The following is a 23,072-nucleotide window of genomic DNA, read 5'->3' as shown; positions in this document are numbered from 1 at the left end:
CGAGGTTCACCGGACCGGGGTTTCCCGGCCCACATGTGTCCGTAGCCGAAACCTTGTCGACATGTGACTCGGAAACGTGCTCCTGAAGTGGATCACATGTGACAGGGTGCACGGTGGCCGATCGGTCACCGCACATCCGGAGAGAGACACATGCAACGTCCAAGACGCCACCCAAGACGCCGCGGCAGACGCACCGGGGCACTCGCCTCGGCCGTCGTCGCCCTCGCCCTGGCAGCGCCCGGCGCCACGGCCGCCCCCCTCGCCCGGCCCACCGTCACCGACGGCGCCGCCCGGTCCACCCCCCTCTACAAGGACACCAGCCGCTCCTTCCAGGAACGGGCGGCCGACCTCGTCTCCCGGATGACGCTGGACCAGAAGATCCGCCAGCTCATCACCAACGACGCGCCCGCCATCCCGGCCCTCGGCGTCCAGGGGTACACCTACTGGAACGAGGCCCTGCACGGCATCCAGGCCCTCGGCAACGGCAAGAACGTCGGTACCGGCAGCTCCTGGCCGATCAAGGCCACCGGCTTCCCCACCAGCCTCGCCACCTCCATGGCCTGGGACCCGGACCTCCAGTACCAGGAGGGCTCCGCCATCTCCGACGAGGCACGCGGCTTCCTGGACAAGTCGCTGTTCGGCACCGGCCAGAACAACCTCGGCTCCTCCGCGGACAACTACGGCTCCCTCACCTACTTCGCGCCGACCGTCAACAACGACCGCGACCCGCTGTGGGGGCGGCACGACGAGTCGTACGGCGAGGACCCCTACCTCCAGGCGAAGCTGGGCGGCCAGTTCGTCGACGGCTTCCAGGGCCAGAAGAGCGACGGCACCTCCCTCAACGGCTACCTGAAGGCCGCCGCCACCGCCAAGCACTACGCGCTCAACAACGTCGAGGACGGCCGCACCGGCATCAGCTCCGACGTCAACGACACGCAGCTGCGGGACTACTACACCAAGCAGTTCGCGAGCCTCATCGGCGAGGCGCACGTCGCCGGACTGATGACCTCCTACAACGCGATCAACGGCACCCCGGCGGTCGCCGACACGTACACCAACAACGAACTCGCCCAGCGCACCTACGGGTTCGGCGGCCTCACCACCTCCGACTGCGGCGGTGTCGGCACCACCTACAAGCTGCCCGACGAGGGCCACGACTGGGCGCCCGCGCCGTACACCACCAACGGTTCACGCGGCAACCCGCTGTGGATCGACGGGAGGACGGGCGACGAGGTCCGGGCCCCCGCGGGCGGCCAGGCCATGGCCCTGCGGTCGGGCAACGACCTCAACTGCAGCGGCGAGGAGATGACCACCGCCAACGTCATGGAGGCCGTCCGGGCCGGCCTGCTCTCCGAGGGCGTCATCGACACCGCGCTGGTGAAGGTGTTCACCGTCCGGATGCGGACCGGCGAGTTCGACCCGCCGGGCAGCGTGCCGTACACCTCCATCGACAAGTCCGTCATCCAGAGCGCCGACCACAAGGCGCTGGCCGCCAAGGCCGCCGACGCCTCCATGGTGCTGCTCAAGAACAGCACGCTCGCGGCGACCGGCCGCCCGCTGCTGCCCCTGAAGGCCGCCGCCGTGAACAAGGTGGTCGTCCTCGGCAAGCTCGCCGACACGGTCAGCCTCGGCAGCTACGGCAACGCACCCGACCAGCAGATCTCGATGCGGCAGGGCATCACCGACGCCCTGAAGGCCGCCAACCCGGCCGCGTCCGTCCTCTACGACGCGGCCGGCAGCAGCACCACCGGCACCGGCCCGGTGACGCTCAGCACCGCCACCCAGGCCGCCGTCAAGGCCGCCGACCTGGTCGTCGTCGTGGCCGGCACCGACCAGGACACCGCCTCGGAGGGCAAGGACCGCACGAGCCTCGCCCTGCCCGGCAACCAGAACGCCCTGATCGACCAGGTCGCCGCCCTCGGCAACCCGAACACCGTCCTGGACCTCCAGGCCGTCGGCGCGGTGGACATCGCCGCCCGCCAGTCCAAGGCCGCCGCCATCCTCTTCAGCAGCTACAACGGCCAGAGCCAGGGCACCGCGCTCGCCGACGTCCTCTTCGGCAGGCAGAACCCGCAGGGCCACCTCACGTTCACCTGGTACAAGGACGACTCCCAGCTCGCCGGGAAGAACAACTACGGTCTCACCCCGGCCCAGAGCGACGGAAAGGGCCAGACCTACCAGTACTTCACCGGCACCCCCACCTACCCCTTCGGCTACGGGCTCAGCTACACCGACTTCGCCTACTCGGCCGCACAGGTGGACAAGACCTCCCTCACCGCCGACGGCACGGTGAACGTCTCCTTCGACGTCACCAACACGGGCGACACCCCCGGAGCCACGGTCGCGCAGCTCTACGCAGCCAACTCCTTCACCGTCTCCGGGGTGACGATGCCCAGGCAGCGGCTCGTCGGCTTCAAGAACACCGGAGTCCTCGCCCCGGGCGAGAAGACCCACGTCACCCTGCCGGTCGCCGCGTCCGACCTCAGCGTCTGGAACCCCGCGACCTCCCGGCAGACCGTGTACCCCGGCGCCTGGGCGCTGCGCGTCGCCTCCGACTCCGCGACCGTGCAGAGCACCGCCACGGTGAACATCACCGGCACCCTCACCCCGAAGGTGCGCACCGTCACCGTCCAGCCCGGCCAGGTCGTCTTCCACGCGGGCGACACCCTCGACCTGACCGGCAAGAACCCCTGGATCAAGGACGACACCGACCCCGCCAGGGAACAGCGGGACACCTCGATCACCGCCGACCACATCGTCGAGGCGGTCAACAACGACCAGTCCTTCACGGACCTGTCCAAGGCGGCCGTCCAGTACTCCAGCAGCGACCCCACCGTGGCCACGGTCAGCTCCTCGGGGCTGCTCACCGCCGCGTCCGACGGCGTCGCCACCATCAGTGCCACCGTGGGCGGTGTCACCGGCTCCACGGTGATCGTGGTCAAGGACGCCCTCGCCCTCAAGACGGCCGCGCTGACCCAGCCCGGCCAGACGACGACGGCGACCACCACCCTGACCAACGGCACCGGCTCAGCGCTCACCGGCGTCACGGTGGCCCTGCCGGCCCCCTCCGGCTGGACCGTGCAGGCGACCACACCGGCCACCTTCACCAGCGTCGCCGCCGGCACCGCCGTGACGACGACCTGGCGCGTCACCGCCCCGTCGGGCGCCGCACCGGGCAACGTCCCGCTCACCGCGACCGCCACCCACACCACCGGCACCTACACGGCCGACGCCACCCTGCGCGTGCCCTTCCCGAACCAGAAGGCCGCCTACACCAACGTCGGTGTCACCGACGACGGCGCCCCCGGACCGGGCAAGTACGACGGCGGCGGCTTCAGCTTCTCCGCCCAGGCCCTGGCCGCCGAGGGCCTCGCGCCCGGCAGGTCCTTCACCCATGACGGACTGACCTACCAGTGGCCGGACGTCCCGGCGGGCAGCCCCGACGCCATCGACACCCGGGGCCAGGCGGTCGCCCTGTCCGGCTCGGGCAGCGAACTCGGCTTCGTGGGCAGCGGCACCAGCGGCCCGCTCCAGGGCGTCGGCACCATCGTCTACACCGACGGCACCACGCAGCAGTACGGTCTCAGCTTCTCCGACTGGTGGGACAGCACCAACGTCGCCCAGGGCAGCGACCTGCTCAGCAGCTTCCCCTACATCAACGGCAGCGACGGCAGGCACGACCAGAAGGTCAACCTCTTCGCCACCACCGTCCCCCTGGCACCGGGCAAGACGGTCCAGGCCGTCGTCCTGCCCACGTCGGACGACCCGAACGCCGGGGCACCCCAGGGCCACGTCTTCGCCATGACCATCGGCGGGACCGCCCACACCCCGGCCCCCCAGCCGGACGGCCCCGTCGGCCACATCACCGGCCTCGGCTCCAAGTGCGTCGGCCTGGCCGCCGGACCCGCCGCCGGAGTGCAGGTCGTCCTGCGTTCCTGCGACGACACCGCCTCCCAGCAGTGGGCCCTCGGCGCGGACAAGTCCCTGTGGAACCAGGGCAAGTGCATGACCACCGAGAACGGCGGCACCGGCAACGGCACCCGCGTCGTCCTGGACTACTGCGACGGTTCGAAGGAGCAGCAGTGGTCGGTGGATGCGGCGAACGGGTATCTGGTGAATGCCAGGTCGGGTTTCTGTCTGGAGGATGCGGACGGGAGTACGGCGGACGGCAATCCGTTGATCATCTGGGAGTGCAACGCGGGTGACGTGGGTCAGAAGTGGAAGGTGCCGTCGGATGTCCCGGTGTCGGGTCCTTCGGGGCGGATCGCGGGGTTCAACGGCAAGTGTGTCGAGGTGGCGGGGGGTGCGTCGGCGGATGGTACGGCGGTGCAGTTGAACGCCTGTGGTTCGTCGTCGTCGCAGTCCTGGACGGTGGCGGGTGATGGCTCGTTGCGGGCGTTGGGCAAGTGCATGACGGTGGCTGGTGGTGGTACCGGGGACGGTACTGCGGTGCAGTTGTCGGCGTGTTCGGGTGCGGGGTCGCAGAAGTGGCAGGTGCAGGGGAACGGGACGCTGGTGGGTGCGCAGTCGGGCAGGTGCCTGGATGCGACGGGTCCGAGTTCGGCCAACGGCACCAGGCTTCAGATCTGGGCGTGTGCGGGTTCGGACAATCAGATCTGGGGGGTTCCGTCGTCGCGTCCGACGGGTGTGGTCAGCGGGTACGGCGGTAAGTGTGCCGAGGTGGCGGGTGCTGTCTCGGCGAACGGTACGGCGGTGCAGTTGAACACGTGCGGGTCGGGCAGTGCGCAGTCCTGGACGGTGGCGGCTGATGGCACGCTGCGGGCGTTGGGCAAGTGCATGACGGTGGCCGGGGGCGGTACGGCGAACGGTACGCAGGTGCAGTTGTCGGCGTGTTCGGGTGCGGCGTCGCAGAAGTGGCAGGCGCAGGCGAACGGGACGCTGGTGGGTACGCAGTCGGGCAAGTGCCTGGACGCGACGGGACCGAGTTCCGCCAACGGCACCAAGCTCCAGATCTGGACCTGTGCGGCCTCCGACAACCAGCTCTGGAAACTCCCCGCCTGACAGCCCACCGCCCCACGGCGGCAGGCAGTACGACATCTGAGAATCGGCAGGAGAAGAGGAAACACGTGTTCTCATGGCACAGACCTGTGCCCGGTCGGCGAGGCCGCACGGTGGCGGGTACGGCACTCGCGCTCGGCCTGGTCGCGCTGACGACGCTGGGCCCGGTGGCGCTCGGCCCGGCGGTGGCCCAGGCGGCCCCGGCGGGCGCCGCCGCCGACACACCGGTCGTCGTCGACGGCGGGACCGTCCTGCCCGGCCGGGTCCCCGGCAAGGGCGGGGCGCTGGGGGTGACGTTCGGGTTCTCCGACATCACCCTGGCGGGCGGCCCCTACGAACAACCGGTCAACCACAACTACAACCGGCCGATGTACGAGCCGAAGGCCTCCGACCCGGACTCCTTCTGGGACAACTACGTCGAGGAACTCACCACCGCCGGCGTCGACTTCGTCGCCGTCGACCTGCGGGGCTTCGGCCCCGGCAACGCCGTCCCCGACGGCGCGGGCGACCCCAGGGCGCTCACCCCGCTGGTCGACGCGATCAAACGGCGCGGTGTCGCGGACCGGCTCAAGATCGCGGCGCTGGACGACACACCCGCCACCCTCACCGACAAGAAGAACCGGGCCGTCCACCACACCGGCGGCTACACACCCCCCTTCGACATCGGTGACGCGGACGGCACCGGGGAAGGCGGCTACCAGTACTTCTGGGACAACAACCAGCGCGAGTTCTTCTCCCGCATCCCGGACGACATGCTCTACAAGGTCGACGGCCGCCCGCTGATCTACGAGTGGTCGGTCAACGACTTCGCGTTCACCAACCAGGGCGACGGCAACCTGTCCAAACTGCTCCGGTACGCCCGCTCACGCGCGAAGACGGAGTTCGGCGTCGACCCGTACTACGTCGTCGACAGCAGCTGGCCGGACCGCGATCCCAGCGTGATCTCGCAGATCGACGGCATCAACAACTGGTTCGTGCTGCCCCAGGGCTCCTCGACGGCCACCTACCAGCCGGTGATCGACAACGGCCAGCTGAAGTTCGGCGACGGCTGGGACTACCGGACCTCCGACGGAGCCGGGGACTACAAGAACACCTACCAGTCGTCCTCGCAGGCGGGCGCGGCCGTCACGTACTCCTTCATCGGGACCGGCGTCCAGTACCTGGCGCGCACCGCGCCGGACCAGGGCAGCGTCGACGTCTCCGTCGACGGGCAGACCCCCGTCACGGTCAGGCTGAACACCGGCAGCGCGCTGAAGACGCAGCAGACCGTCTTCGAGAAGTCAGGGCTGACGGACGGCACGCACACCATCAAGGTGGTGAACAAGTCCACCGCACCGGCCACGGTGGACGGCTTCCGGGTGCTCACCGGCCGGGCCGCGTCGCTGAACGGCCGCCAGTACGGCATCGCCACGCCCGGCTTCCGCGTCGTCAACAGCGACACGAACATGATCATGGACGCGGACCACGGCAGGAAGCTCAGCCAGACCCTGGACGCCACGGTCAACGCGGGCGCGGACATCACCCTGGTCGAGGGTTTCACCGACTGGGAGGAGAACGCCATGCTGGCGCGTACGGCCGACGGCACGTACGAGGAGCGGCTGACCGACTACCCCAACCAGATGATCGACACCCTGCGCCGCTACTCCACGGACCCCTTCCCCACGGAGTACAAGGTCGAGGCGGAGACGGCGGACGCGTTCGCCGGGGCCACCGCGGGCAACTCGTGGAACACCTATCGCAGCGGTGACATCGATGTCCAGAGCACCGGTGACACCGGTGGCGGCTGGAACGTCGGCGACATCGCGCCCGGCGAGTCCCTCACCTGGAACAGCCGGCCGTTGCAGGGCACGGTGAAGCTCGCCGCCCGGGTGGCCACGCCGAACGACGGCGCCCAGGTCCGCTTCGTGGTGGACGGCAAGGCCGGCCCCACCGTCGCCGTGCCCAGCACCGGCGACTGGCAGAAGTACACGACGGTCGACGCGGGCACGTTCCAGCTCCCGGCCGGCAGGCTGCACACGGTACGGCTGGAGTTCCCGACCGGGTCGCTGAACGCCAACTACTGGACGGCGAGCACGATCGCCGCGCCGCCGGCCCCCGCGCCGGTGGGCCCGACCGGCCCGATCACCGGGATCGGCGGCAAGTGCGTGGACCTCGCCCAGGGCAGCGCGGCCGACGGCACCCAGGCCGTCCTGAACACCTGCGCCGGCAGCGGCACCCAGACCTGGACGCTCGCCCCCGACGCCTCCGTGCGGGTCCTGGGCAAGTGCCTCACCACCGAGAACGGCGGGACCGCCAACGGGACCCGGGCGCGGATCGCGTCGTGCGACGGTTCGAGGGAGCAGCAGTGGTCGGTGGATGCGGCGAACGGGTATCTGGTGAATGCCAGGTCGGGTTTCTGTCTGGAGGATGCGGACGGGAGTACGGCGGACGGCAATCCGTTGATCATCTGGGAGTGCAACGCGGGTGACGTGGGTCAGAAGTGGAAGGTGCCGTCGGATGTCCCGGTGTCGGGTCCTTCGGGGCGGATCGCGGGGTTCAACGGCAAGTGTGTCGAGGTGGCGGGGGGTGCGTCGGCGGATGGTACGGCGGTGCAGTTGAACGCCTGTGGTTCGTCGTCGTCGCAGTCCTGGACGGTGGCGGGTGATGGCTCGTTGCGGGCGTTGGGCAAGTGCATGACGGTGGCTGGTGGTGGTACCGGGGACGGTACTGCGGTGCAGTTGTCGGCGTGTTCGGGTGCGGGGTCGCAGAAGTGGCAGGTGCAGGGGAACGGGACGCTGGTGGGTGCGCAGTCGGGCAGGTGCCTGGATGCGACGGGTCCGAGTTCGGCCAACGGCACCAGGCTTCAGATCTGGGCGTGTGCGGGTTCGGACAATCAGATCTGGGGGGTTCCGTCGTCGCGTCCGACGGGTGTGGTCAGCGGGTACGGCGGTAAGTGTGCCGAGGTGGCGGGTGCTGTGTCGGCGAACGGTACGGCGGTGCAGTTGAACACGTGCGGGACGGGCAGTGCGCAGTCCTGGACGGTGGCGGCGGATGGCACGCTGCGGGCGTTGGGCAAGTGCATGACGGTGGCCGGGGGCGGTACGGCGAACGGTACGCAGGTGCAGTTGTCGGCGTGTTCGGGTGCGGCGTCGCAGAAGTGGCAGGCGCAGGCGAACGGGACGCTGGTGGGTACGCAGTCGGGCAAGTGCCTGGACGCGACGGGTCCGAGTTCCGCCAACGGCACCAAGCTCCAGATCTGGACCTGTGCGGCCTCCGACAACCAGCTCTGGAAACTCCCCGCCTGACAGCCCGCTTCACGGGACAGGACGGTGTGCACGGCGCCCCGGGCCATTGGCCCGGGGCGCCGCGCCATGTTCCGAAGCACCCGTCGTTTCGACGAGCGAAACATATGTATGTGAGGCAGGCAGTGGGGTTCGGGAGAAATGTGTGCGAAAGTGTGAGTCCGTAGAGAAAGGTGTCTGCCGTGGCGGGTGTCGAGCAGCGTTCCCTGAAGAGCAGCAACCCCCTGCTGTCCCGGCGGCGGTTCGAACGCCGGGGCGGGCGGAAGACGGCCGCCGGTGACCGGGGTACGCAGGTCGAGGTGGAGGCCGGACTCGCCGTGGGGCGGGAGCGGACCGGCACCGGGCAGGACACCGAGCCGGGGTCCTCGCCCGACCCCGGCCCCGAGCCGTCGCCGTGGCCCGTCGCGAACCTGCTGACCATGGACGCCGTGGTCTCCCGCGCGGCCCTCACTCTCGCGACGGCGACCCTGACCGCCGTGCTGGCCTGGACGGTGCCGCCGGTGGCCCCGGCCGGCACCGGCTGGTCGTACGGCCTCGCGGGCGCCGCCGCACTGCTCGTCCTCGCCCTGGTGCTGGTCCAGTACGCGCGCAGCCGTCCGTCGGCGGCGCTGGCCTTCACCCACGCGGTGGGGCAGGGGGCCTTTCTGGGCGTGCTGTCGAACACCGTCTGCGCCCGCGTGGCGCCCGGGGCGTGCGCGCAACTGGTGCTGGGCACGATGACCGCCTGCGCCGGTGTGCTGGCGGCCCACCGGCTGCGCTGGACGCGTATCGGGCGCCGGGGCCGCGGGCTCGCCGGGGCCGGGGCGCTCGGGCTGGTGTTCCTGGCCGCCGCGGACCTCGTCCTGCCCGCTCTCTCCGACGCGGAAGGCCTCGGTCTGCGCAGCGGTGTCCCCGGTGTCCTCGCCGGCGTGGTGGGCGTCGTCCTGGGCACGTCCTTCCTGGCCCTCCACCTGCGCCGGGTCCAGCACGCGCTCACCCGGGGGGTGCCCGCGCAGGAGGCGTGGCTCGCGGCCTTCGGCCTCACGCTGACCCTGGTGTGGCTGTACGTGGAGACCGTACGGCTGCTCACCCTCGTACCGCAGGACGACCTCTACTGACCGTGCGCGGACCCCGAGCCCGGGCCCGCGCGGGCGGTCCGGCCGTCAGGTGCCGCGCGGCCAGGAGACGGCGGTGGCGGCGGTCGCGGCGGTGACCGAGGCCAGCCGCGCGAAGTCCAGCGTCGCCGGAACGTCGGTCGCCCGGTGGTAGTGCGGATTGCGGAAGTTCGCCGTGTCGGTGAGCATCAGCGCCGGGATCCGCCGGTTCCAGAAGGGCGCGTGGTCGCTGCGTCCGAGATGGCCGGCGGGCGGGACGGCCAGGCCGATGAGCAGGCCCAGCGGGCCGTCGGGCCGCGGGTCCCGCAGCAGGATGCCGCGCACGCCGGGGGAGGCCGCCGCGGCGGCCCGCTGCCAGTGCGCGGCCGCGGCGGCCGAGGAGCGCCGGTGCACCACGAGCGTGAAGTCACCGCGCAGGCCGTCGGCGCGGGTGGCCGCCGCCGCCTCGGGGAAGGCGGTGGCGAAGCCGGGCGGGAGCCGCTGGCTGCCCGGTGTGTCGTCGAAGCATCCGACCGACTCCAGGCAGATCATCCCGGCGACGCGGCCGTCCCGGCCCAGTTCGCGGGCGGCGTGCCGGGCGCCGATGAGGCCGAGTTCCTCCATGTCGAACACGGCGAGGGTGACCGCAGGCGGCCGGGGGAGCCGGGCCAGCAGGCGCGCGGTCTCCAGCACCACCGCCACTCCGGAGGCGTTGTCGTCCGCTCCCGGGCTGCCGTCGACACTGTCCAGATGCGCGCCGACCAGCACCGTGGGCCCCGCGAGGGCGCCGGGCAGGGTGGCGATCAGGTTGGCGCCGCGCAACCGGCGGTGCAGGCGGGGTTTGAGGGCGAGCGCGCGATGTCCGTGCCGGTCGGTCGCGCCGATCCGCCACCGCAGGTCGAACGGCTGCCGCTCCACCTGCCAGCCGGCGTCGGCCAGTCGCTCACGGACGTACGCCTCGGCGCGCTCCATCGCCCGCGGCGCGCGCCGGCGGCTGCGCGGCCCGGCGGCGGTGAGGAACTCCACGTCCCGGCGCAGCCGTGCGACGTCCGCGTCCGCGAACGGCCCGGTCCCGCCCGGGGCGGGTGTGCCCTCGTCCATCACCACTCCGGGTCTCGGCAAGGTGTGTCGTACGCCGAGAAACCTAACACTCCCCGCACCGTGGGCGCCCCGCACACCTGAGTGCGGGGCGCACCCGGGAACCGGCATCTTCGGAAAGGCCCGGCTCTCACGCGCCGGTGTTCAGGGTGTCGGCGGGCCGGCGCCGGACGGCCCGCGAGGCGGGCACCGCGGCCAGAGCGGCGGCACCGGCGACCGCGGTCACGGCGAGCAGGGCCAGGAAGAGCGGGGAGGGGCCGGCCGCGATCCCGGCCCCGATGCCGCTGGAGCGTCCCTGGGCGTCGATCAGCCAGTGGGCGAGCGGCAGGCCCACGGCCGTGGCGAGCGCGACGGCCGCCAGTGCCGTGCAGGCGGTCGCCGTCACCGTGATCGCGCAGACCTGCCGGGGCGTCAGTCCGATGGCGCTCAGGGCCGGCAGGTCGCGTTCGCCCTCCCGGACGGTGCTGCCGATCGCGGCCAGCAGCTCGATCAGCCCGATCAGCGCGAGGACGCAGACGAGACCGGCGACGAGACCGCGCAGGGCGGACAGCCCGTCGGCGGGGCTGGGCACCGGGTGCACGTCCAGGTGTCCGTGCCCGGCCCTGGCCAGCGCCGCGCCGACCTGGTGCGGATCGGCGGCCGGGCGCAGGCGCACCTGGTAGAGGGTGGCGCTCAGCCCGGGGTCGTTCTCGCGCAGGGTGTCCAGGGAGGTGGAGATGACCCGTCCGGCGTTCGCCGGTTCGATGCTGCGGCCCACGATGTGCAGCACCTGCGGCCGGCCGGCCACCGTCATGCGGACCCAGTCGCCCACGTGCGCGTCCAGCAGGTCGAGCAGGCCCTGGCCGGCGACCGCCTCGTCGGGGCCGTGGGCGGCGCGGCCCTCGGCGACGCGGTACGGGTAGGGGTCCTGGCGGGTGCCGAGGCCGCGCAGGGCGATGGTGGACGTCTGCCCCGGTACCAGCGCCGCCAGTTGCACCCCCGGGTAGACGGCGGCCACGCGGGGCTCACGCCGGAGCACGGCGCGGGTCTCCCGGTCGTCCAGCGTGCCGTCCGTACGGACCGTCAGCGAGGCGGGCAGTCCGAGGCGTTCGGGGTGGCCGTGGAAGCGGTCGATGGTGGTCCAGGCGCTGGTCGCGACCACGATGAGCAGCAGCGGGAGGGCGAACCTGCCGACCGTGGCCAGGGTGCGCCGGCGGCTGGTGACGGTCCGGTGCCAGCCCAGCAGGACGCCGGGCGGCAGCCGCAGGCCGAGGGCGCGGCGCGCGGCGCCGGTCAGCCGTCCGCCGGACACCGCCGTGCGGCGCGGCACCGGTACGGGCGGTACCCGACCCGCCCGCCAGGCCGCCAGGCCGGTGACGGCGCCGATGAACAGGACGGTGCAGACCGGCACCGCGAGCAGGGCGGCGCTGTGACCCGGCAGTCCCTGCCACACGCCGACCGCGTCCCCGAGCCGCCCCGGGACACGCGGCCCCAGGCCGCGGACGAGGACCGCGGCGGCCACCGATCCGAGCACGGCGTACGCCACGTGTTGCAGCAGGAAGATCCGGACCACCTGACCGGGGGTGAAACCGATCGCCTTCAGCACGGAGATGTCGCGCAGGTGCCCGCGGATCCGGGCGCCGATCGCGCCGTGCACGGCGAGCCCGGCCGCCAGCAGCGCCGCCACGCCGAACAGGCCGAGCACCTGACCGAGCAGCCGGTCGTCGCCCTGGGCCTCGGCCCGTGCCTGCCGCCAGGTGGAGACCTCGCCGACCACACCGGCGCCCAGCACGGTCACGGCCCGCTGGACGGCGTAGTCCGTGTCGTCCGGGTCGGTCAGGCGCAGCCCGACGACCTGGCCGCCGCCGTCACCGACCGCGCCGGGCGGCGCCCACACCAGCCCCGGCTGCTCGCCCGGCCGGTAGCGGGGTGCGGCGCTCTCGGCGACGCCGACCACGGTCAGGGTGCGGGCGGTGTCGGGCAGGGTGAGCGTGTCGCCGGGTTCGGCGAGCAGGGCGCGGGCGAGGCTGCTCTCCAGGACGACGCCGCCCGCCTCCCGCGGGTCGAGCCAGTGGCCGGAGACGAGCAGGGGCCGGTCCACCGACGGCGGCGCCGGGGTCCCGCGCAGCTCGACGGAGGCGCGCACCCCGCGCAGGGACACGGTGGCGAACGTGTCGGTGTAGGGGCCGGCCACGGCCTGGACGCCGTCCAGGGAGGCGAGGCGGCCGGTGTCGGCGTTCTTGACGGTGTGGATCCACACGTGTGCGCCGCGGGACTGTGTGAACACCCGCTGCCACGGGTTGGTGGCGTAGCCGAACAGCGCGGTGGCCAGCAGCAGCGAGACGACGATGCCGGCCGTGGCCAGCACGAGGAAGAGGGCCTCACCGCGGTGGGTGCGCAGATCGGAGTGGGCCCAGCGCAACGTGGCTCGCACGGTCTCAGCCCTTCGGACGGGTCGGATGCCGGGGTGCGCCGCTCATCGCGTCCGCTCCTTCAGCTCCAGCACACGTGTGATGCCGCCGGTGCCCGGGGCGGATGTCCCGTCCAGCTCCGCGTCGTCGGCTATCCGGCCGTCGAAGAAGCTGATCACCCGGTCGGCGGCGCTGGCCAGCCGGGCGTCATGGGTGACGAGCACGATCGCCTGGCCGCGCCGGTGGAAGCGGGACAGCAGCCGCATCACCTCGCGGGTCCCCTTGCTGTCGAGGCTTCCGGCCGGCTCGTCGGCCAGGAGCAGCGGGGGGTGGTTGACCAGGGCGCGGGCGAGCGCCACCCGCTGCTGTTCGCCGCCGGACAGTTCGCCCGGCATGCTGCGTTCCTTGCCGTCGAGCCCCAGTTCGCCGAGGAGTTCCTCGCGCTCGGCGCGGGCCTGCCGGGGGGTGCGGCCGGCGAGCAGGGCGGGCAGTTCGACGTTGTCGGCGACGGACAGGCTGGAGACCAGGTTGAAGAACTGGAAGACGATCCCCACGGTCCGCCTGCGCTCCTGGGCCCAGCGGGCCTCGCTGTAGGAGTCGGTGCACCGGCCGTCCAGCCAGATGCTTCCCCGGTCCGGCCGTTGCAGCCCGCCGAGCAGGTGGAGCAGGGTCGACTTGCCGGCCCCGGAGGGCCCGGTGACCGCCACGAACTCACCCCGCCCCACCGACAGGTCGACCCCGCGCACGGCGTGCGCGGGCGCCCCCTCGCCGTAGTGGGTCTTCACCAGCTGCTCGGCCCGCAGCACGGGGGGTTCGGCGGTCTGTTCCCCGCGAGAGCGCCCGTCACTCATGGCGGTCGTTCACTCCTGGTCCTCCAGTTCCTCCTGACACCGCTCCAGCCAGTCCAGATCGGCCTGGAGGTGCAGCATGGCGCCCTCGATGAGCAGCTGGGCGATCCGGTTCTCCCGGTCCTCGGCCGCGGCCAGCCTGGACAACTGACGCATGGTGTTGAGGTACTGCCGCCGCTGCTGGTTGATGAGGGCGATCTGGTCGGCGAGGCCGGTCTGCGGGGCGAGGACGAGCTTCATGAAGAACTCGTCCCGCACCCGCGGTTCGTCCTCGGGCTCCGCGAACCAGGTGCGCAGTTCGTCCCGTCCGGCGTCGGTGAGGTGGTAGATCTTCTTGTTGGGCCGGCTGGACTGCTCGACCTGCTCCCCCTGGATCAGGCCGGTCTTCTCCAGGCGGCCCAGGGTCACGTAGATCTGGCCGACGTTCGGCTGAGGGTACGCTGAGCCGAGCAGTTGCTCAAGGTCCTGCTTCAGCTCGTAGCCGTGTGCCGGGCCGCGTGCGAGAAGGGCCAGGAGGGGCAGGCGCACTCGTGCAGTCCTCCTAGCCTTGTCATCTGCCTGTTGTGCTCCAGACTCTAGTATCGCCCATACCTAACGGGTATACATGGGCTGACGCTCGGCGAAGGTGCCGGCGCCGGTGTGCAAGGAGGAACCTATGCGGTGGATACGGGCCACCGGTAGGGGTCTTCTCGCACTGGTCGTGGTCATGACCGGCTACCTCGCCTCGGGCGCCCGCGCCGAGGAGGGCGGCGGCAGCACGCGCGGACCGCTCACCCTGGCCACCGCGGGAGACCTCACCGGCTATCTCGGGCCTCTCCTGGAGGGCTGGAACAGGACCCACCCCGCGGAGCGGGTGACGCTGGTCGAGCTGCCCGACTCCGCCGACGAGACGCACGCGCAGATGGCCACGGACCTGCGCGGCGGCGACCGCAGCCGCTTCGACGTCCTCAACATCGACGTCAACTGGACCTCGGAGTTCGCCGCGGCCGGCTGGATCCGCCCGCTGCCGGCCGGACGCTTCCCGCTGAAGTCCTTCCTGCCGCCCGTCGTCGACACGGCGACCTACGACGGCCGTCTGTACGCCGTCCCGTACGTCACCAACGCCGGACTGCTCCTGTACCGCAAGGACGTGCTCGCGAAGGAGGGCGTGCCGCCGCCGCGCACCTGGGCCGAGCTGGAACGGGACGCCAAGACCATCGCGCCCGAGTACGGGCTCGACGGCTACGCGGGCCAGTTCCTGTCCTACGAGGGCCTCACCGTCAACGCGGCCGAGGCCGTGTACTCCGCGGGCGGCACGATCCTCGGCGAGGAGGGCCGGCGCGTCACCGTCGACTCGGCCGCGGCCCGCGAGGGCATCGGCTTCCTGGCGCGCGGCCTGCGCGAGGGCTGGATCCCCCGGGCCGCGCTGTCCTACAAGGAGGAGGAGTCCAAGCAGGCCTTCCAGGACGGCCGCCTGCTCTTCCTGCGCAACTGGCCCTACGCCTACGCCGTCGCCTCCGCCGAGGGCTCCCCGGTCGCCGGGAAGATCGGCGCGGTGCCGCTGCCCGGCCCGGACGGACCCGGCACGAGTGTGCTGGGCGGATCCGACCTCGCCGTCAACACGCATGCCCGGCACCCGGAGTCCGCCGAGCGCCTGATCCAGTACCTCACCGGTGAACAGGTCCAGCGGCAGGTTCTCACCCGGGGAGCGCTGCCCCCGGTCCGGGCGGACCTGTACCAGGACCCGGAGCTGGTGCGGCGGTTCCCCTACCTGCCGACCCTGCGCGCCGCCGTGCTCGCCGCCGCGCCGCGCCCCAAGAGCCCGCGCTACGACCAGGTCAGCCTGGTGGTGCAGGCGGTCGTCCATGACGCGCTGACCGGGCAGCAGACGCCCGAGCAGGCCGTGCGCCGGCTGGCGCGGGAACTGGACGACATCACCCACCGCTAGTCACACCTCCTAGTTACTTGTTAGGTAACGCGGCCATAACACCCTGCCGTCGTACGTCCCGTTTTGGGGCGTTTTCACGGAGGTAACTTCCCAGTAGTCTCGGCCACTTCGTTGACAGCTGCCTGAAACACATACATAACATGCATGCACAACGACGGGCTTTCAGAGACAGGTCAATCATGTGAACAGGCATCGTTGGTGGCGTGACGCCGTGATCTACCAGGTGTACGTCCGCAGCTTTCTGGACAGCACCGGTGACGGCGTCGGCGATCTGGCCGGGGTCCGCGCGGGGCTGCCGTATCTGAAGAAACTCGGGGTCGACGGCATCTGGCTGAGCCCCTTCTACCGCTCCCCGCAGCACGACCACGGCTACGACGTCGCCGACTACTGCGACGTCGACCCGCTCTTCGGCGACCTCGCCGAGTTCGACCGGCTGATGACCGCGGCCCGCCAGCTCGGCGTCAAGGTCCTCCTCGACATCGTCCCCAACCACTGCTCCAGCGAGCACCCGTGGTTCCGGCAGGCGCTCGACTCGCCGCCCGGCAGCGCGGCCCGCGCCCGCTTCCACTTCGCCGACGGCCGCGGGCCCGGTGGTGCCGAACCGCCCAACAACTGGCACGCCATGTTCGGCGGCCCCGCCTGGAGCCGGGTCACCGAGGCCGACGGCCGGCCCGGCCAGTGGTACCTGCACATGTTCACACCCGAACAGCCCGACTGGAACTGGCGCACCCCCGAGGTGGCCGCCGAGTTCGACCGCGTCCTGCGGTTCTGGCTGGACCGGGGTGTGGACGGCTTCCGCATCGACGTCGCCGCCGGGCTGTTCAAACACCCCGACCTGCCCGACTCACCCGACCCCGAGGCCGACGCCCGCACCCGTGACTCGGTCAACCCGCTCGCCTGGAACCAGCCCGAGGTCCACGACGTGTGGCGGCGCTGGCGCTCCCTGTGCGAGGAGTACACCGCCCGGGACGGCCAGGAGCGGCTGCTCGTCGGCGAGGTGTCCGTACCCACCGCACGCGAACACGCCCGGTACGTCCGCCCCGACGAACTGCACCAGGCGTTCTTCTTCGACCTGCTCAGCGCCCCCTGGGACCCCGACGCGTTCCGCAAGGTCGTCTCCGAGGCCATGCAGGACATCGCCGGCACCGGCTCCACCGTCACCTGGGTCCTCAACAACCACGACCAGGTCCGCACCGTCACCCGCTACGGCGAGCCCACCCCCGAGGGCAGCGGGCTGGGCGCCGCCCGCGCCCGCGCCGCCGCGCTGCTGATGCTCGCCCTGCCCGGGGCGGCGTACATCTACCAGGGCGAGGAACTGGGCCTGCCCGAGGTCGTCGACCTGCCCGACGACGTGCTCACCGACCCGATCTTCCACCGCACCGGCAGCCGGGCCCGCATCCGCGACGGCTGCCGGGTCCCGCTGCCCTGGTCCGGACAGGCGTCCCCCTTCGGCTTCACCTCCGGCACGGAGAACGCCAAGCCGTGGCTGCCGCAGCCCGAGTACTTCGCCGAATACGTCACCGACCGCGCGCTCGCCGACACCCGGTCGTTCTGGCACCTCTACCGAGAGGGCCTGCAACTGCGCTCCGCGCTGCCGCAACTGGGCGAGGGAACGCTGCGCTGGCTCGACACCCCGCCCGGGATCCTCGCCTTCACCCGCGGCGACGGCCTGGTCTGCGCCGTCAACTTCGGTACGGCCCCCACCCCCGCCCCGGTGCCCGGCACCCCCCTGCTGGCCAGCGGGCCGTGCCCGCCCGGTGTGCTCGCCGGCTCCACCGCCGCCTGGTGGATCACCGACCCCGCCGGCCTCTGAGTTTTCCGTCAGTCAGTTCCCCACCCCTGAAGGGACATCAACGATGATGCGACGACGTACCGCACTTCTCACCGGCTGCACCGCACTCGTCCTCGCCCTCGGCGCCACCGCCTGCGGCAGCGACGACCCCGTCGCTGCGGGCGGCGGCAGCAAGGCGCTGAGCGGCCAGACGGTCACCGTGGCCGGCGTCTGGACCGGCAGCGAGCAGAAGAACTTCCAGAAGGTGCTGGACGCCTTCACCGAGAAGACCGGGGCGAAGACCCAGTTCGTCTCGACCGGCGACAACGTCTCGACCGTGATCGGCAGCAAGATCGAGGGCGGCAACGCCCCCGACGTCGTGATGGTCCCGCAGGTCGGAGTGCTCCAGCAGTTCGCCCAGAAGGGCTGGCTCAAGCCGCTGTCCGCCACCGCCCAGCAGTCCGTCGGCGCGAACTACGCACCCGTCTGGAAGAAGTACGGCAGCGTCGGCAACACCCTGTACGGCCTGTACTTCAAGGCCGCCCACAAGTCGACCGTCTGGTACAGCCCCGACGCGCTCACCCAGGCCGGCGTCCAGCCCCCGGCCACCTACGCGGACATGCTCAAGGCCGGGCACACCGTTTCCGACTCCGGACTCGCCGCCTTCGCGGTCGCCGGCGAGGACGGCTGGACCCTCACCGACTGGTTCGAGAACGTCTACCTCTCCCAGGCCGGACCCGAGAAGTACGACGCGCTCGCCGCGCACAAGCTCAAGTGGACCGACGCCAGTGTGGTCGAGGCGCTGGACACGCTCGGCAAGCTGTTCAAGGACAAGCAGCTGATCGCGGGCGGCCAGAAGGAGGCCCTGAACACCGACTTCCCCGGCTCGGTGGAGAAGGTCTTCGGCCCCAAGCCCGAGGCCGGCATGGTCTACGAGGGCGACTTCGTCGCCGGTGTCGCCCACGACCAGTTCGGCAGGACCGTCGGCAAGGACGCGAACTTCTTCCCGTTCCCGCCGGTCGACGGCGGCAAGGCGCCGGTGGTCAGCGGCGGTGACGCCGCCGTCGTCCTCAAGGACGGCAAGAACAGCAAGGCCGGCATGCAGCTCGTGGAGTACCTGGCCACCCCGGAGGCCGCGGGCGTGTGGGCCAAGGCGGGCGGCTTCCTCTCCCCGAACAAGGCTCTCGACCTCGCCACCTACGGCGACGACGTCACCCGGGCCACCGCCAAGTCCCTCATCCAGGCCGGCGACTCCGTCCGCTTCGACATGTCGGACCAGGCACCCGCCTCGTTCGGCGGCACGAAGGGCGTCGGCGAGTGGAAGCTGCTCCAGGACTTCCTGCGCGACCCGTCCAACCCCAAGGGCACCGCCGCCCAGCTGGAGGCCGCCGCGGCCAAGGCGTACCAGGGCCAGGGCTGATCCGACATGACCGCCACCACACTCACCAAGGAGACGGCGGCGGGTCCCCCGCCGCCCGCCGCCCCCGCCGCCGGTGCCCGGCGGCTGCGGCGGCGGGGGCGGATCATCGCCCTGCTGTTCGCCTTCCCCGCGCTGCTCCTGCTCGGCGCGCTCGTCGTCTACCCCGTCCTGTTCTCCATCGGACGCAGCTTCTTCGACGCCTCCGGTGACCGCTTCGTCGGCGCGGACAACTACACCGAGATGTTCCGCGACCCGGCGACGCTCAAGGCGATCCGGAACACCGTCATCTGGGTGGTCGTCGCCCCCGCGCTGCTGACCGGGCTCGGCCTGATCCTCGCCGTCCTGGTGGAGAAGGTCCGCTGGGCCACCGCGTTCAAGCTGCTGCTGTTCATGCCCATGGCCGTGTCCTTCCTCGCCGCCGGGATCATCTTCCGGCTCGCCTACGACCAGGACCCCGACAAGGGCGTGCTCAACGCGGCGGCCGTCTCCGTCCACGACGCCTTCAGCGGCACCTCGTCCTACCCGACGGCGCGGGCCCGCACCGGCCCTGGGGAACTGACCCGGGGCAGCGACGGCTCCTACACCACCGAGGCGGTCAGGCCCGGTTCCGCGGTGGCGATCCCGATGGTCGGCGTCCTGCCCAAGGACCTGCCGAAGAACGCCGCGCCGGCCTACCCGGCGAGCGCCCGCGGGCCCGTCTCCGGTGAGGTGCGCGGCGTCGTCTACCTGGACTTCACCCCCGGCGGGGCGGGCACCCCGGGCAAGGTCGACCGGCGGGAGAGCGGCCTGCCCGGGATGAAGGTCGAGGCGGTGAGCGGCGGACGCACGGTGGCGAGCGCCACGACCGCGGCCGACGGCTCCTTCCACTTCTCCGGTCTGCACACGGGCTCGTTCGTGCTCAAACTGCCCGCCTCCAACTTCGCGCCGCCCTACCAGGGCATCTCCTGGCTCGGCCCGACCCTCGTGACACCCGCCATCATCGGCGCCTACCTGTGGATCTGGACCGGCTTCGCGATGGTCCTGATCGGCGCGGGCCTGTCCACACTGCCCCGTGACACCCTGGAGGCGGCCCGCATGGACGGGGCCAACGAGTGGCAGGTCTTCCGGCGCATCACCGTGCCACTGCTCGCGCCCGTCCTCACCGTGGTCTTCGTGACGCTGGTCATCAACGTCCTGAAGGTCTTCGACCTCGTCTACATCATCGCGCCCGGCCCGGTGCAGGAGGACGCCACCGTACTCGCCACCCAGATGTGGCTGGTGTCCTTCGGCGGAGGCAACAACCAGGGCCTGGGCAGCGCGCTCGGGGTGCTGCTGCTGGTCCTCGTCATCCCCGCGATGGTCTTCAACGTCCGCCGTTTCAAGGAGAGTCAGCGATGAACGCGGTCAGGAGGGGCCTGGGCAACGGCCTGGTGCAGGCCTTCCTCGTGGTGATCGGCCTGATCTGGCTGACGCCGCTGGCGGGGCTCTTCGTCTCCTCGATGCGCTCCTCCGAGGACACCGCGAAGGGCGGCTGGTGGACGGCCCTGACCAGCCCGGGACAGCTGTCCTTCGACAACTACTCGTCCCTGCTGGGCAACGCCGGGATCACCCGCGCCTTCTGGAACACCGTGCTGATCTCGGTGCCGGCGACCGCTCTCGTCGTCGTCCTCGCCGCGCTCGCCGGGTACGCCTTCGCCTGGCTGGACTTCCCCGGCCGCGAGCCGCTGTTCCTGCTGGTGGTGGCCCTGCTGGTGGTGCCCGTCCAGATCGGTCTGCTGCCGGTCGCCAAGCTCTTCGGACAGCTCGGCCTGTTCGGCACGATCCCCGGCGTCGTCCTCTTCCACGTGGCCTACGGTCTGCCGTTCGCGGTGTTCCTGCTGCGCAACTACTTCGCCGAGATCCCCAAGGAGATGCTGGAGGCCGCCCGCATGGACGGCGGCAGCGAGTGGCGGATCTTCGTCCAGCTCGTCCTGCCGGTCGGCCGGCCGGCCATCGCCAGCCTGGCCATCTTCCAGTTCCTGTGGGTGTGGAACGACCTGCTGGTGGCCCTGCTGTTCGCCGACAGCTCCTCCCAGCCGCTGACGGTGGAGCTCCAGTCGCAGGTGCGGCAGTTCGGCAGCAACATCGACGTCCTCGCGCCGGGCGCCTTCGTGTCGCTCGTCGTACCGCTCGTGGTGTTCTTCGCCTTCCAGCGGCACTTCGTGCAGGGCGTGATGGCCGGGTCGGTCAAGTAGGAACCCGGCCCCGCAGGGGGCACGCGGTCCGGGCGGGGGCGGAGGCACACGGCCTCCGCCCCCGCCGCGTTCACCGGCAGGGCGCGGCGGGCCGCGGGCCGGTCCCGGACGCGCGGCCGCGAGGCCGCGGCTCCGCGTCGCGCGAACCGGAGTGAACCCCCGCCCCTCCGCACACGTTGATTTTGATGAGAAGGATCTTCGGTGTGCCGCACAGAGGGACAGGGAACACAGTGAAACTGCGCAACAAGCGCCTCGCCGGTATCGGTCTGACCGTGCTCGCCGCGGGCGTGACCGTGCTGGGCACGACCACGACGGCGTCCGCCAGCGAGCCGTGGCAGGTGGGTGTCTGGAACGTCGGCTCGGACTGCAACCCGTCGAAGTACGAGTTCTGCGTCTACACCGACGCCAACTACCAGGGCAAGTCGGTCGGCATCCGCTGGGGTGAGAGGGACACCTACCTCAACATCGGCACGGACATCGGCAGCTCGATGAACAACAGCATCTCCTCGGTGATCAACAACACCAACTATCCCTGGGCGATGACGGACGTGCCGAAGACGGACGGATACGTGGATCTCCGCGTGCACTCCTACCACCACCTGGCGAACCTGGCCGACTTCGGCTTCAACGACCGCGCGTCGGGGCTGTCCATCTGGAAGGAAGCGGGAGCGGGCACCTGACGGACCCGCTCCGGGCGCCCGCCCGTCACTCGCCGTCGGCCAGCTCCAGCTCGATCACGGGCAGCAGGACGTCGGGGCGGGTGACGGGCAGGGTCAGCGTGAGGGTGCCGGCGGGCTGCCCCGGGGGTGCCATGTTCACGTGCTCGTGCCCGGCGCCGTCCTGCTCGTGGAAACCGATCTCCGAACCGTCGTGCAGCAGTTGCGCGTAGCGCACCCGGCCCGCGAGCCCCGGCAGGTGGAGGTGCCTGAGCGGCCAGGCGAGCAGGTGCACGTAGAGGCGGCGTCCCGCGCGGGTGCAGAGCGTGTTGGCCGGCGCCGCCGTGCCGCTGGGCCCCGCGCCGCGCACCGAGCGCTCGTGCAGGGCCATCCAGTCGCCGATGGCCCGCAGCGTCTGCCGGGCCCGCGGGTCCAGCGCACCCCTGCCGGTGGGACCCACGTTGAGCAGCAGGTTGCCGCCGCACGCCACGGACTCCACCAGCATCCGCACCAGCAGCGCCGGGTCCTTGTACTCGTGGTTGTCCCGGTCGTACCCCCACGAGCCGTTCAGGGTGTGGCAGGCCTCCCACGTCACCGGGGAGCCGTCGCGCTCGAGCGGGCGGTCGGGCTGGTACTGCTCGGGTGTCACGTAGTCGCCGGGGATGCCCGACCGGTCGTTGACGAGAATGCCGGGCTGCAACGAGCGTGCCATGGCGAGCAGTTCCTGCGAGCCCCACTCGCGAGGGCCCTTGCCCGGGTAGGTGAAGTCGAAGAAGAGCAGGTCGATCGGGCCGTAGCCGGTGAGCAGCTCCTCGACCTGACCGTGCAGGTAGGCGCGGTAGCGGGCCATGTCCCGGGGCTCCCGCGCGGCCGGGGTGTCGCGCAGCGGGTGGTGGGCGTCGACGGTGAAGTCCGGGTGGTGCCAGTCCAGCAGCGAGTAGTACAGACCGACCCGCAGCCCCTCGGCGCGCATCGCTTCGGCGAACTCCCGCACCAGGTCGCGGCCGGCCGCACGCTGTGAGGTGTACGAGGTCAGCGCCGAGTCGTAGAGGCAGAACCCGTCGTGGTGCTTGGCGGTGAGCACGGCGTAGCGCATGCCGGCCGCCTTGGCCGCGCGGGCCAGCTCGCCCGCGTCGAACAGGTCCGGGTCGAACCGCTCCAGGTAGCGGTCGTACGCCTCCTGCGGCATGGCCTCCCGGCTGCGCACCCACTCGTGCCGGGCGGCGAGGCTGTACAGGCCGAAATGGACGAACAGTCCGAAGCGGGCGGTCTCGAACCACCCCGTGGACGCTGTGGGCACGGGCACGGCAACTCTCCTGGCACGGTCGGACGTTCTCACCGGTCCGTTGATGTCTACCATCGAACAGCTCTTCGTG

14 protein-coding genes are annotated in these 23,072 nt (G+C 71.4%); 9 read left to right on the top strand and 5 right to left on the bottom strand.

Translation table 11 applies throughout. The features are described 5' to 3' along the window. The first annotated feature begins 150 nt into the window (after positions 1-150). The 3 genes from AC6I72_RS35110 (at position 151) to AC6I72_RS35100 (ending at position 9,397) form a co-directional block, all read left to right on the top strand. Positions 151-5,022 (top strand): ricin-type beta-trefoil lectin domain protein, encoded by a 4,872-nt coding sequence (locus AC6I72_RS35110; RefSeq protein ID WP_498005533.1) that lies wholly within the window; start codon positions 151-153, stop codon positions 5,020-5,022. A gap of 110 nt (positions 5,023-5,132) precedes the next feature. Next, entirely contained in the window at positions 5,133-8,303 is a 3,171-nt protein-coding gene (locus tag AC6I72_RS35105; protein WP_498005532.1) for a DUF5010 domain-containing protein, read from the top strand. 179 nt (positions 8,304-8,482) lie between these two features. After that, positions 8,483-9,397, top strand: a complete 915-nt coding sequence (locus tag AC6I72_RS35100; protein WP_498005530.1) for a Bax inhibitor-1/YccA family membrane protein — start codon at positions 8,483-8,485, stop codon at positions 9,395-9,397. 45 nt (positions 9,398-9,442) lie between these two features. Here AC6I72_RS35100 and AC6I72_RS35095 read toward each other — a convergent pair whose 3' ends face one another. The 4 genes from AC6I72_RS35095 to AC6I72_RS35080 all read right to left on the bottom strand — a co-directional run bounded on the left by AC6I72_RS35095 (position 9,443) and on the right by AC6I72_RS35080 (position 14,237). Beyond that, entirely contained in the window at positions 9,443-10,474 is a 1,032-nt protein-coding gene (locus tag AC6I72_RS35095; RefSeq protein ID WP_498005528.1) for a M28 family peptidase, read from the bottom strand. A 127-nt stretch (positions 10,475-10,601) separates the two neighbouring features. After that, the gene (locus tag AC6I72_RS35090) at positions 10,602-12,884 is read right to left on the bottom strand and encodes an FtsX-like permease family protein (protein ID WP_498005526.1); all 2,283 of its coding nucleotides are present in this window, start codon (positions 12,882-12,884) and stop codon (positions 10,602-10,604) included. A gap of 42 nt (positions 12,885-12,926) precedes the next feature. Then, positions 12,927-13,712 (bottom strand): ABC transporter ATP-binding protein, encoded by a 786-nt coding sequence (locus tag AC6I72_RS35085; RefSeq protein ID WP_498005524.1) that lies wholly within the window; start codon positions 13,710-13,712, stop codon positions 12,927-12,929. A gap of 9 nt (positions 13,713-13,721) precedes the next feature. Beyond that, positions 13,722-14,237, bottom strand: a complete 516-nt coding sequence (locus AC6I72_RS35080; protein WP_498005523.1) for a PadR family transcriptional regulator — start codon at positions 14,235-14,237, stop codon at positions 13,722-13,724. A gap of 127 nt (positions 14,238-14,364) precedes the next feature. Between AC6I72_RS35080 and AC6I72_RS35075 the strand changes: the two genes are divergently transcribed. The 6 genes from AC6I72_RS35075 (at position 14,365) to AC6I72_RS35050 (ending at position 21,720) form a co-directional block, all read left to right on the top strand. Next, positions 14,365-15,636, top strand: coding sequence for an ABC transporter substrate-binding protein (locus AC6I72_RS35075; RefSeq protein WP_498005521.1), 1,272 nt, complete (start codon positions 14,365-14,367; stop codon positions 15,634-15,636). A 181-nt stretch (positions 15,637-15,817) separates the two neighbouring features. Continuing rightward, positions 15,818-17,449 carry a glycoside hydrolase family 13 protein gene (locus tag AC6I72_RS35070; RefSeq protein WP_498005519.1) on the top strand — a complete coding sequence of 544 codons (1,632 nt, stop codon included), beginning with the start codon at positions 15,818-15,820 and terminating at the stop codon, positions 17,447-17,449. A 43-nt stretch (positions 17,450-17,492) separates the two neighbouring features. Beyond that, positions 17,493-18,827 (top strand): ABC transporter substrate-binding protein, encoded by a 1,335-nt coding sequence (locus AC6I72_RS35065; protein WP_498005517.1) that lies wholly within the window; start codon positions 17,493-17,495, stop codon positions 18,825-18,827. Positions 18,828-18,833: 6 nt separating this feature from the next. Beyond that, positions 18,834-20,204, top strand: coding sequence for a carbohydrate ABC transporter permease (locus tag AC6I72_RS35060; protein ID WP_498005515.1), 1,371 nt, complete (start codon positions 18,834-18,836; stop codon positions 20,202-20,204). Continuing rightward, positions 20,201-21,040: a carbohydrate ABC transporter permease gene (locus tag AC6I72_RS35055; protein ID WP_498005513.1), complete on the top strand. Its 840-nt coding sequence runs from the start codon at positions 20,201-20,203 to the stop codon at positions 21,038-21,040. The genes AC6I72_RS35060 and AC6I72_RS35055 overlap by 4 nt, the downstream gene beginning before the upstream one ends. 230 nt (positions 21,041-21,270) lie before the next feature. Beyond that, on the top strand, positions 21,271-21,720 hold the full coding sequence (locus AC6I72_RS35050; protein WP_498005512.1) for a peptidase inhibitor family I36 protein: 450 nt from the start codon (positions 21,271-21,273) through the stop codon (positions 21,718-21,720). A 25-nt stretch (positions 21,721-21,745) separates the two neighbouring features. Here AC6I72_RS35050 and AC6I72_RS35045 read toward each other — a convergent pair whose 3' ends face one another. Further along, a complete protein-coding gene (locus AC6I72_RS35045) occupies positions 21,746-22,996 on the bottom strand; it encodes an alpha-L-fucosidase (RefSeq protein WP_498006444.1) in 1,251 nt (416 codons plus the stop codon). Between the last annotated feature and the right edge of the window lie 76 nt (positions 22,997-23,072).

The sequence above is a fragment of the Streptomyces sp. Xyl84 genome (genome assembly GCF_059731885.1).
This window is presented reverse-complemented; position numbering and strand designations above follow the sequence as displayed.

Bases quoted from the DNA above. Each gene is read 5' to 3' on its own strand.
- AC6I72_RS35060 (WP_498005515.1), top strand. From the start codon at position 18,834: ATGACCGCCACCACACTCACCAAGGAGACGGCGGCGGGTCCCCCGCCG.
- AC6I72_RS35095 (WP_498005528.1), bottom strand. From the start codon at position 10,474: ATGGACGAGGGCACACCCGCCCCGGGCGGGACCGGGCCGTTCGCGGAC.
- AC6I72_RS35075 (WP_498005521.1), top strand. From the start codon at position 14,365: ATGCGGTGGATACGGGCCACCGGTAGGGGTCTTCTCGCACTGGTCGTG.
- AC6I72_RS35055 (WP_498005513.1), top strand. From the start codon at position 20,201: ATGAACGCGGTCAGGAGGGGCCTGGGCAACGGCCTGGTGCAGGCCTTC.
- AC6I72_RS35065 (WP_498005517.1), top strand. From the start codon at position 17,493: ATGATGCGACGACGTACCGCACTTCTCACCGGCTGCACCGCACTCGTC.
- AC6I72_RS35110 (WP_498005533.1), top strand. From the start codon at position 151: ATGCAACGTCCAAGACGCCACCCAAGACGCCGCGGCAGACGCACCGGG.
- AC6I72_RS35085 (WP_498005524.1), bottom strand. From the start codon at position 13,712: ATGAGTGACGGGCGCTCTCGCGGGGAACAGACCGCCGAACCCCCCGTG.